This is a genomic window from Pedobacter yonginensis, assembly GCF_003173595.1.
GTDB classification, from domain to species: domain Bacteria; phylum Bacteroidota; class Bacteroidia; order Sphingobacteriales; family Sphingobacteriaceae; genus Pedobacter; species Pedobacter yonginense.
In genome coordinates this window covers 631,638-643,809 of the sequence record NZ_QGNZ01000002.1, presented here as the reverse complement: position 1 = coordinate 643,809, position 12,172 = coordinate 631,638, and the positions used below count along the sequence as shown (strand labels likewise).

At 39.9% G+C, this 12,172-nt stretch carries 7 protein-coding genes; all 7 read right to left on the bottom strand.

Annotated features, from left to right (window positions below):
• Positions 1–11: 11 nt before the first annotated feature.
• Positions 12–1,028, bottom strand: a complete 1,017-nt coding sequence (locus tag DHW03_RS09585) for a PorP/SprF family type IX secretion system membrane protein (RefSeq protein ID WP_240618508.1) — start codon at positions 1,026–1,028, stop codon at positions 12–14.
• A 2-nt stretch (positions 1,029–1,030) separates the two neighbouring features.
• On the bottom strand, positions 1,031–6,418 hold the full coding sequence (locus tag DHW03_RS09580) for a PKD domain-containing protein (protein ID WP_109925519.1): 5,388 nt from the start codon (positions 6,416–6,418) through the stop codon (positions 1,031–1,033).
• Positions 6,419–6,727: 309 nt separating this feature from the next.
• Positions 6,728–8,365 (bottom strand): chaperonin GroEL, encoded by a 1,638-nt coding sequence (gene groL, locus DHW03_RS09575; protein WP_109925518.1) that lies wholly within the window; start codon positions 8,363–8,365, stop codon positions 6,728–6,730.
• 99 nt (positions 8,366–8,464) lie between these two features.
• A complete protein-coding gene (locus DHW03_RS09570) occupies positions 8,465–8,755 on the bottom strand; it encodes a co-chaperone GroES (protein WP_056086646.1) in 291 nt (96 codons plus the stop codon).
• Between the two features lie 230 nt (positions 8,756–8,985).
• On the bottom strand, positions 8,986–10,011 hold the full coding sequence (locus tag DHW03_RS09565; RefSeq protein ID WP_109925517.1) for a sensor histidine kinase: 1,026 nt from the start codon (positions 10,009–10,011) through the stop codon (positions 8,986–8,988).
• A gap of 34 nt (positions 10,012–10,045) precedes the next feature.
• On the bottom strand, positions 10,046–10,810 hold the full coding sequence (locus DHW03_RS09560) for a TIGR03915 family putative DNA repair protein (protein WP_109925516.1): 765 nt from the start codon (positions 10,808–10,810) through the stop codon (positions 10,046–10,048).
• 34 nt (positions 10,811–10,844) lie between these two features.
• On the bottom strand, positions 10,845–12,101 hold the full coding sequence (locus DHW03_RS09555; RefSeq protein ID WP_109925515.1) for a putative DNA modification/repair radical SAM protein: 1,257 nt from the start codon (positions 12,099–12,101) through the stop codon (positions 10,845–10,847).
• Positions 12,102–12,172 lie beyond the last annotated feature (71 nt).

Sequence of the window (12,172 nt, the reverse complement as noted above, 5' to 3'; positions counted from 1 at the left end):
ACTATGCCAAATTAATAAAAATCGTAACATCTTAACCCATTTGCCCTTCCACCGTTTGAACTATTTGGAAAATATTTCTCATAGCCTATTCCGATTTCGGTAGATCCACTGGTATTGGTGTAATTTAATTTTGAGGTCGTGGCATCATGGCTTATTCCCAATCTAAACTTTTCGCCATTGGTTCTACGGTTAAAAATATCGAAGATAACCGAAAACACCACTGCATCGTTGCCGTTTGAATTTCCATCATTGCGGAACCAAATTCCAGCATTAATGCCTGCGTATTTAAACTGCGTGCCAAAACTGTACGACATTACATTCTGCTGCTTGTAAACCACAACAGAAGGGATGAGATAGGTGCCATCTCGATCGTATTGATCTGGAATTAAAGAAAGCTTGTAGCTTAAATTCCCTGAAATTCGGATTGGCAGCTTAGATTGAAAACCACTCAATGATTCGTCTGGACGATTAAGGTGATGCATTCCTGCACCTAACATAAATTTACCATAAACCAAGTTGGCGCCCGCATTTGCATCAAAATAGAAGCGACTGTCAACGCTTGGTCTTTCAGCACCGGAAACACTCCCTGGAATATAGCCTTGATTGAGGTCGATCTGATCGCCAAACACGAGTTTGCTCCAATCTAGTTTTTGGTTGGTGATGCCGCCTTGCAAACCAAAGGATAATGTGAAATCATCACCCCCGATGATATAAGAATAACTTACAGCAACATTGTTTTTTGTTAGATAAGCTGTTCCTTCACTACTTCGGTTAAAAATTAAGCCCAAGCCACTATTAATTTTATGAAGGTTTAAATCGGCAGAAGCACTCATGTATGAAAAGTCGCTAGCCAAACCGCTCCATTGATTTCTGTACAAGGCATTAAACCGAATATCCCCTTCAAACTGTCCAGTTAATGCAGGGTTTAAGTAAATTGGTGCATTGTAAAATTGCGAAAATATGTGGTCTTGCCCTAAAGAAATTAAGGGCATAATCAACACAAGCATCAATAGCTTCATCCTCCTCATCATCATCTAATTAAATATATTAAGCCTGTTTTTCTCGGTGGAGAAGAATCGTATGTCATTCCTTTCCAGTCGCTTCCGTTGATAAATTTTACTTCTATTCTCCAATAATAAACGCCTTGAGGCTGTGGTTGGCCGTTGTATGTTCCATCCCAACCCTCTTGCGGGCCTCCATCATCAAGTTTGGTTGTTTCCCAAAGCATTTCGCCCCACTTATTAAAAACCATCATGCGCCATTCCTGCATACCTCTACCTTTGGCCTTGAACGTACGAAGCTCATTTTTTGCACTTGCGGGCATAAATGAATTAGGAAGATTCAAATATCCAGGAACCCCAATAATTCTTACCGATTGGAAGGTATTTGCGGTACAACCCTCTTTACTGATAATTTTCAGTGTAACATTATAAACACCTTCTTCTGCGTAGGTGTGGTTTGGATTTTGCAGCGTAGAAACCGATCCGTCGCCAAAATTCCATTCCCAACTAACCGCACCCAAACTGGTATCTTTAAAGTTAAAGGTATAATTTGGAATGGAAGTTTCATTACCAGGGTTAATGCTAAAAAATGCTTGGGGAGGCGCAACTATGTTGATGTAGTTTTGTACCGTTACGCTATTTTTACAACCTAAACTGTTGGTTGATGTTAATGTAACCGTATAATTTTTACCAGAACCATTGTAGGTATGTTGCGGTTCAAATTCTGCTGAAGTAGTGCCATCTCCAAAATCCCATAAATACCCTATTGCATTGGTGCTCGTGTTCTTAAATTTTACTAGTGTTCCGTCGCAGCCAATTGTTCTATCTGATGTAAAACCTACGGTTGGTTGCTCCAGTACAGTTATCGTTTCGGTAGTTTGTGCGCTCGAACAATTATTGGTAGCGTATAAAGTTACGGTATAAACACCGCCTTTAGTAAATACATGTTGAACCACTTCTGGAGCTGAGTTGGTTACTTGTGCACCTGTACCGTCGCCAAAATCGTAAACGAAACGACTTGCTCCTTTTGTATTGTTGTAAAAATTCACAGTTAGTGGTGCACAGCCTTGCAGCTCATTTGCATTTACCACCATTTCTGGTGTGATATCATTCGGCGAAACCCTTAGAGTATAGCTTGATGTGCTTTTCCCACAGCTATTTTCTGCCGTCATGGTAATTACATAATCACGAACAACCAAGGTGGTAAATGTATGGCTCACAGTACTTCTATCTGTAGTGGTTAGAAGCGGCGAACCGTCATTAAAATCAAAGGTATATGTTGTCCCCGAACTCACTGGAGATGTATTGCTAAAATTAACCGATAACGGGGAGCATCCGGCCGTTTTATCCGGACTGAAAATTGAAACTGCCTTGCCTTGAACAAATACTGTTGAGGTTTGCGTTGTAGCCCCACATGGCGTAGTAGCGGTTAAAACAACCGTATATGTTATGTCCTTTCCGGTTGGATCTGCCTGATAAACCACTGCAGGAGGCTGTGCTAAATTTGAGGTGGTTCCGTTACCAAAATCCCATTTAAATGTAGAGCCCGTTAATGAGTTAGAAGTATTGGTGAAGTTTACGCTTAAAGGGCCACAGCCTTGTGTTGCAGATTGTGTGTAACTTGCTGTGATGCTTTGTTGTGTTGAAAATGCGTGGCTGGTTTCCGCGCCGATACAGCCTAAGCTACTGGTTACAACCAATTTGATTACCACGGTTTTATTATCGCCAACAATGGTGTAGCCCGGAAAGGTGATTCCTGTTCCGATTTGACCATTATCTGCAAACCAAGTATAAGTGTTGTTTCGATCAGGGTATGGTGTTGCCTTAACATTTGCAGGCGTCAAAATAAATGGCGTACAACCCTTATCTGTTAGAAAGGTGATTTCTGCTTTAGCCACCGGATTAACGGTGATTTTTACCTGATTGCTCACATTGTTTGAACAAGCACCACTAGATACCAATCGGCGGTATAAAATGGTTGTAGTTGGTTGGGGAGGAGCAAAGTTAATTCCTGTTGCACCGATAACGTCAAGCCAGGTTACACCGTTGTCTAAGCTCGATTGCCATTGGTAGGTGTAAGTGCCACTTCCTCCAGTGGGAGTTAAACCCGTTAAAGGACTAGCCAAATCTCCAGCACAAATGCTTTGATTGGCAGAAACTGTATTGTTGGCAATGCCAGCTACCGTTTGAATTTGGATAACATTGCTGTTGGAGGTGCAGGTACTACTGTTTACAATGCGTCTGTAAAAAGTTGATGTGGTGATGGTAACACTCAAATCTTTCCCTGTTTGGCCATTAATATCCGTCCAAGATGTCCCATCTGGACTACTTTGCCATTGAAAATTATAGGTTCCGTTTCCGCCAGTTGGGGTATTGCCCACTATCGCAGTGTTAGAACCCGAGCATACGGTTGTAAGCGCTGCTGTTACCGTGTTTACTAAACTTGCATAATAGGTAACTGTAGTTTCAGCAAATGTGCTTGGGCACGTTGCAAAACCAGATATTGTCCATCTAAACGTGTAATTTTCTCCTGGCACTAAACCGGTAACCGTAGTATTGTATAGCGTTGGGTCGGTAATGGTAACGCTGGTTTGGCCCGATACTAGGGTCCAAATTCCAGTATAGGGCGCAGGGTTATTTCCGTTCAAGGTAACTTGGTTGCCACTACACAAACTTTGGTTTGCTCCTGCATTTGAAGTGGTTGTGCCTGGATTAACCGTAATTGTGGTAATTGACGAATTGGCTTCTGCACAAATTCCGTTAGATACAACCGCTCTAAACTGCGTAGTTACTGTTAAGTTTGAGAAAACAAATGGATTTGCTGTAGAAGCAATTGGAAGCCAGCTCACACCATTATCAACAGATCTTTCCCATCTAACAATGCTCCCAATCTGTCCGCTTAAGCTTATGTTGCCTCCGTTTCCGCCACTACAAACAGCAGCGTCGCCACTGGTTGTGCCACCCACGCTTTGTGCTTTTATGGTAACAACTAATGTAAAAGGAACTCCATCGCAATTATTCAGGCGGGGAGTAATTATGTAAGTTACAGTAGCATCGGCGGATAAATCACTGTTGGTTAAAATATCATTTATTGATCCAGAACCAGAGGCGGTGAAACCAGCTGCGGCAGCAGAACCGGTTGCAGTCCAAGTATAAGTTGCACCTGTTGGATTGCTGGTTGGCGTATAGTTTACCGACGTTCCTGTACAGATTGTTTTTGTTGCAGAGCTGTTAATGGTAACGTTTGGTGCGATAGTTAATACAACTTCATCATCAACTTGGGCGCAAGTACCGGTTAAACCGGTTATGGCTCGAAGAATTAAATTTACGCTTCCAGCGGCTTTTTCTGCTGCTGTTGGAGTGTAAGTTGCATTTAATGCGTTTCTATCTGGATTGAATGTTCCTGCTCCACCCACCCAACTTTGGCTGATGATGGTACCGGTTATTGCCCCATTTAAGGCAAAGTTTGCCCCAATAAAACAAGTGGTTTGATCTGGTCCGGCATTTACCACCGGAGCGGTAATAAAATTAAGTTTTTGCGTTGCCGTAGCTGTGCCGCAATTATTGGTATGGGTAACGGTTATGGTGTATTCAACATAATCGTTAAATTTTATGGATGGATATTGCGAAGTAGCGCTTGTTCCACCCGTAAAGGTGAAGCTGCCGCCCGTAATTGTCCATAAATAGGGGTTTAGTGCTCCAGGTGCACTTCCTGTAATTGTTGTTTTGGTTGGGCCAGTTGTAGTCGGATTGAAATCGTAGGTGGCTAAGTTACACAATACTATATCTGGTGAAAGTACAGCTGTTGGATTTGTGTTTACTACCACTGTTTGAGGAGCAGATACAATATTTCCGCAAGACGCCGAGGAAATGCTTAGTGTAATTACATAATCGCCCGGAACCGTAAAATTAAATTCGGGTTCTTTGCTTGCTGCTGTGGTACCATTCGCGAATGTAACTGCAGGGCTAACTGTCCAATTATAAATGTTGGTTCCGCTGCAAATTGGATCAATAATCGACGTGTCTGTTGCTTTTAAGGTTCCAGGTGCGCAAACGGTATGAGAAGGCAAGGTAAAGGCAGGTTGAGGTGGATCCTGAATACAGATTGGCATTTCAACAGGATCTGCATTACACGCTCCATTGCTGTTGGATTCCAATCGAATAATATGTGGGCCACGTGTAGGGAAATTATAAACCAAATTATAAGAACGCGGTTGATTTGCTTTCACAATTACGCCATCTACAAACCAATTATAGGTTACATTATTTGGCGTACAGCCAGGCGTATTTGTATTAGGATTTTCCCCAACAACAGATGTATTTACAAAAGTGATATCAGTTGCTTTACATCCAGGTGTTCCAAATGTAAATGAGTTAACCGGCTTAACCACAACTTTCGCTGTTGTAGAAACCGCAGTTCCAATGTCGCCACAGAAGCTATTGTTTACACTTACCACCACATCGAAAACATTATAAATTGTCCCGCTACTGCCTGTAGAGTTTATTCCGCAAGATGATTTAGTGTATAGGTGCCTTACCTTATCCGAATTGGTTAGAATGTCGCATAAAGTAAATGTAGAAGTTGTGTTATCGCCCCAATTAATCTTATAAATATCGCCAGGAAAATTATTTTGTATGCCACCTGTTCCAGAAGTGGTAACGGTGAATTCTAAAAACCCTGCTGGTAAACAAACAATGTTATTTCCACTTGTGGCAAAAGCAGTTACAACGGGATTGTTCACAATTAAATAGGCCTTTGTACCCACTGTTCCGTCTGGCCTAAGGGCTTTAGTAAAAATGGTGTAATGAGCCAATTGCGCTCGGAACGAAGGCACTCCAGATGCAAAATTTAAATTTCCTACTGTGCCACCATTAATTTCGTCGATAATGGAGGCGGTAACGGTACTTCCGGCCGTAGATAAATCGTTGAAAAAGAAATCTTTATTGGCAGCAGGAATACAGGTTCCAAACGTTTCTGGATCGGTACTCTTTAACAATGGGGATGATGATATGTTTGCGGAAACGGCTGCTCCAGCTTTAATTTCAAATGGTACAGAAGTTGAGCTGACCATTGCAGGGGTGGTTGATTTTATTCTGAGTCGATAGCCCGTCCCGGGGGGCGTACCATTTGGAATGGTACCGTTAACGTATGTGCTATAAAAACTCGTATAAGTGCCAATCTGGGTTTCTGTTGCAAAGTTACCGTTTGCGTCTGATAAATAAAGCTGAAAGGTGTTTCCTTGGCTGATGCAGGTTGCGGGATCAATGTTGAATAAGGCTGCTATCGTACTGCCAGGCGTATATGGTCCTGCATCAACATTGGTGATGTTTAATTGAGCGAAACACGATGAGGTAAAAAACAATACCCCAACAAGCAGGGCAACACAATGCCACTTCCTTCTACAACTGGTCTTCATAAAGCTAAACACTAGGGAAATATTTAAAGGCTAAACCTTTTTAAGAATCAGAAGCCGTTACGATGTAACGTTCTGAGAGAGCACTTAATTAGGTGGATGTAGTTAAATGATCTTTAAATATTTAATTCAAAGGACGTAATTTTTTGCTTACAATGTGAAATATTTACACGAATAGAATAAAAAAAACGTTGTCAAAAGTCTAAAAAGCCAAAAATTAAGGTTTTTAGGCATAAAAAAACCCCCAAGCTTTTAAGCTTGAGGGCAATATTATTACACGAAAGTATTTCGCGTGAGACAGTTGGGCGTGAATTACATCATACCACCCATACCACCGCCACCCATTGGAGGATGAGCGCCAGCACCAGCTTCTTCAGGCTCGTCTGCCAATACAACTTCAGTTGTTAATAACATCGCTGCAATAGATGCTGCGTTTTCTAAGGCTACACGACTTACTTTGGTTGGATCGATAACACCGGCACCAATTAAGTTTTCGTAAACATCAGTACGAGCATTATAACCGAAATCGGCTGTACCTTCTTTTACTTTTTGAACTACAATAGAACCTTCGATACCTGCATTTTCGCAGATTTGACGTAAAGGCTCTTCAATTGCACGACGAATAATTTGAATACCCGTATTTTCGTCTTCATTAACACCTTTCAAGTTAGCTAATGCTTCAACCGCACGGATGAAAGCAACACCACCACCTGCAACAATACCTTCTTCTACAGCTGCACGAGTTGCATGTAAAGCATCATCAACACGGTCTTTTTTCTCTTTCATTTCAACTTCACTCGCTGCACCTACGTAAAGAACTGCAACACCGCCAGCCAATTTAGCTAAACGCTCTTGTAATTTTTCTTTATCGTAATCAGAAGTAGTGGTTTCGATTTGAGATTTGATTTGGCTAACGCGAGATTTAATATCATCAGAGTTACCAGCACCGTTAATAACAGTTGTATTGTCTTTATCAACAACAACTTTCTCAGCAGAGCCTAAGTACGTTAAATCAGCATTTTCTAATTTGTAACCTCTTTCTTCTGAAACTACAATACCACCAGTTAAAATTGCGATGTCTTCTAACATTGCTTTTCTTCTATCGCCAAAACCTGGAGCTTTAACAGCAACAACTTTTAACGAACCGCGGATTTTGTTCACTACTAATGTAGCTAAAGCTTCACCATCTAAATCTTCTGAAATGATTACCAATGGTTTACCTGTTTGAACAGTTTTTTCTAAAACCGGCAGCAATTCTTTCATGTTGCTGATTTTTTTGTCGTAGATTAAAATGTAAGGATTTTCTAATTCAGCTTCCATTTTATCTGCATTGGTCACAAAATATGGAGATAAATAACCTCTGTCAAATTGCATACCTTCAACTGTTTTAACTTCAGTTTCAGTACCTTTTGCTTCCTCAACAGTAATTACACCATCTTTACCAACTTTGCTCATGGCCTCAGCAATTAAAGAACCAATTACCTCATCATTGTTTGCTGAGATAGAAGCAACTTGTTTGATTTTGTTGTTGTCATCACCAACCGCTTGCGACTGAGATTTTAAATTTTCTACAACAGCTAAAACTGCTTTATCGATACCGCGTTTTAAATCCATTGGATTTGCACCAGCAGCAACGTTTTTAATACCTGTAGTAATGATTGCCTGAGCTAAAACTGTAGCAGTAGTTGTTCCATCACCAGCAATGTCTGCTGTTTTTGAAGCCACTTCTTTAACCATTTGGGCGCCCATGTTTTCAACCGCATCTTTCAATTCGATTTCTTTGGCAACCGTTACACCATCTTTAGTAATGGCTGGCGAACCGAATTTTTTATCGATAATTACGTTACGGCCTTTCGGACCTAATGTTACTTTAACTGCATTTGCAAGAATATCAACACCGCGTTTTAAGGCGTCGCGTGCTTCTACATTGTATTTTACTTGTTTTGACATTTGTTTTTATAATTTTGAATGATTGTATGATAGAATGATTTAACTTGGATGGTGGATTAATCTATCATTAAACCCATCAATCCTTCACTCATTTTTTGATTACCCAACTACAGCGTAAATATCAGTTTCACGCATAATTAAGTAGTCTTTACCTTCATAAGGGAATTCGGTACCACCGTATTTACCATAAATAACAACATCACCAACTTTTACAGTAGCTTTTTTACCTTCAGAATCTTCTTCAGAAACAGAAACTACAGTTCCTTTGGATGGTTTTTCTTTAGCAGTATCAGGGATATACAAACCTGATGCAGTTTTTTCTTCTGCCGCAGCTGGTTCAACAATTACTCTGTTCGAACTGCCAGCAATTGGTTTTAGGTTTAACGCCATAACTTTTATTATTTTTTATTTTGATTTGAGTTTTTTAACTAAGCATACAATTAACACTTTTTATGCCAAGTAGTTTTGCTAGACAAATTTGCACCTGTACTGTCAAAATTTTAAACATTTATAGCGTAAAATAAAATTTTAAGTGTCAGCTTGGCAGGAGCGTTTTAGGAAATTGCCAAGATTTGAGCCTGAATATTGGTTTTAACGACGTTTTCTTTGCTCCGTGAATACTATCCGCCTTTTTGTAAAGTAAATGCAAAGGTGGTTCCGATGCCTGGCGTGCTCCTTACCGAAATGGTTTGTTCATGGGCCTCTAAAATGTGCTTCACAATGGCTAAGCCCAAACCCGTGCCCCCAACTTCTCGTGCACGATGGTTATCAATACGGTAAAAACGTTCAAATAATCTAAACAAATGCTTTTCTTCAATGCCAATTCCGTTATCGGTAACCTCAACCAGAAACTGATCGTGAAGCTCGAAAATTTTAATTGCCGTTTCGCCACCATCAATGCCATACTTAATGCTGTTCACCATCAAATTAATCAGTACCTGCCTAATCTTTTCCCGATCGGCCATTACTGCGGTTACTGCGGTGTACTTATCCTTAAAAAAAAGTTTAATGTTTTTGGCTTTGGCTCTGTCTTCTAAATTATCCATTACTTCTTTGGCTAAAGAAACAAAGTCAAACTTTTGATAATTTATGGGTGCTTCACCCGTTTCGAGTTTGGCTATGGCGTCTAAATCGTTTATTAAATAACTTAAACGCTCTACGTTGCTTTCGGCTTTCTTTAAAAACTTTACGGCCATTTCCGGATCATCTACCATACAATCTTGCAGCGTTTCTATGTAGCCTTGAATGGCAAAAAGTGGCGTCTTAAATTCGTGCGAAACATTAGACAGAAATTCTCTTCTAAATTGTTCTTGTTTTTTAAGCAAGTCTATTTCCTTTTTCTTTGCACCTGCCCATTCCTTTACTTCATGCTCCACATCATTAATAGGATCTGAACTTACATATTCTCCAAGTGCATCCTTTAAATCCTTTCCCAATTTCAAGTTGTGTATTAACTTGTATATCAGCTTAATTTTAGTGTAGATGTACTTTTCGAGCAGGTAGTAAAAAACCAAAAAGCTACTTAAAAAAGATACTCCGAATGAGATGGCAAGATAGTACCAGCTGTGTTGGAAATAGAAGTTTACCATCCCGATGGATAGGCCAACCGCAAGGGCGGTAAATAAAACCAGCACACTTAATTTCATGCTGCAATTTAAAGCTTTTTATGTTAATGAGATGTTAACTCAATTGCTTTTCGGTTAAATATTTCCAATATCTTTTTGGTACATGTTGTAGGTGCAGTTTGGTGTTTTTTCGGGCTACAATGTTAGCGCTTTTGAAATAGTCTTTCCATAAAATGGAATACAGTTCTTCTTTTTCATCCATTAAGCCGGAAGTGGGTTGCTTTTTATTTATCCCATCTGTAAACTGAATGGTAATTTCTTCAACCGTTAGCAAATTGTAATGTAGGCCATATTTTCGCTTCAAATCATAAATAACCCATTGTTGATCAGCATACCTGTTTTTAAAGTGGTTGGATATTAGGGGCAGTACGTTAAAATCTGGATCAACAGCCGTATAAAAAATTCCATCTGCCGTGTGCTGAAAACGGATAAAGGCTTCCATTCTATGCTTTTCCCGTTCTACACTTTTAGCATATTTAGCTAAGGCAATTACATGTTCGTTCCCATAATTATTTTCTGCACCCTTCTCGTTTTGAAATAGGTAAATGGTAAACTGAAATAAATGATTGTAAGCTTCAGGAATTTCTGATAGATAGCTGCAATAAAACTTTCGAAGCCAATCTTTCTTTAATTTTTTTTGCAGTCCTGCCCAAACTCGATCTGCTTTTTCCGAATCGGTAACTACTGAAAAACATTTAGCAAAGGCCTCTGGTTGAAATATTTCTGACGGTTGTAACACAGTTTTTCCTGGCTTACGTTCAAACCATTCGAACACCGCCGTTAAAATTCCTGGTAATGAGCCATCGAAAGTATAAATCATTAAGGCTTAGTTTTCTGAGTTGATGAACAAAAAATTAAAACAGAATTAATTGATTACTATCTGTTTTTAGATATTTACTCTGGCTTTCGGCCATAATAAATGCCTTGATTTGAGTTCCTTGATAATCTCTCAACTGATAAGGGCTATCCGCGCAAGTTATAAAATGCTTTGCCCGATTGTAAGACACCCCAATTTTTTTCAACTGATCGATGCGTAGTTTTCCAAACTTTCTGGCTTGAACAATCTTTTGAGCCGACATTACACCAATTCCGGGAATGCGCAAAATCATTCTATAATCGGCTTTATTAATATCAACAGGAAAATGCTGCATATTCCTGATGGCCCAGCTCAATTTAGGGTCTATATCAACATCTAAATTCGGGTTTGCATCGTTTAAGAGTTCTTGAACTTTAAAGCCATAAAAGCGCATAAGCCAATCGGTTTGGTATAGCCTATTCTCACGTAGCAGAGGCGGTTGTGTGCCTAAAATGGGCATTCTGCTATCATTGCTAATGGGTACATAGCCAGAGTAATATACTCGTTTCAGTGCAAAGTTTTTGTAAAAGGCATTTGCCGTGTACATGATGTCTTTATCGCTTTCTGGCGTAGCACCGATAACCATTTGTGTGCTTTGGCCAGCCGGTACAAACTTCGGAACATGCTTAATCACTTTTTTATCTGCCGCAAACTGAACAATATTTTGCTGCACAAAGCCTAGAGGTTTAATCACATCGGCATGACTTTTTTCTGGCGCTAAAAGTTTTAAACCTGCTTCGGTAGGCATTTCTAAATTGATGCTCATTCTGTCAGCATATAACCCGGCTTCTTTGATTAACTCATCGCTCGCACCTGGAATGGTTTTTAAATGGATGTAGCCGTTATAGCGTTGCTCTAACCGAAGTTTTTTGCACACCAAAAGCAGGCGCTCCATGGTAAAGTCGGCATTTTTAAAAATCCCTGAACTTAAAAATAAACCTTCAATATAGTTACGTCGATAAAAATTCATGGTTAATTCTACCACTTCATCAACGGTAAATGCAGCACGTTTTACGTCGTTACTTTTTCTGGAAACGCAGAAAAGACAATCGTAAATACAATGGTTGGTAAGGAGGATTTTGAGCAGTGAAACGCATCTGCCATCTTCGGTATAAGTATGGCAAATACCCGAGGCATGGCTATCTCCCACGCCTTTGTTATCGTTTTTGCGGGTGCCTCCACTCGATGAGCATGATACATCGTATTTGGCCGCATCGGCGAGGATATTTAACTTTTCACGAATTCTATCAGACATAGCCACAATGATTTACTAACAAAAATAGCAATTTATGGCTAACGAAATTAGTAAAAATTAAATATTGCTAC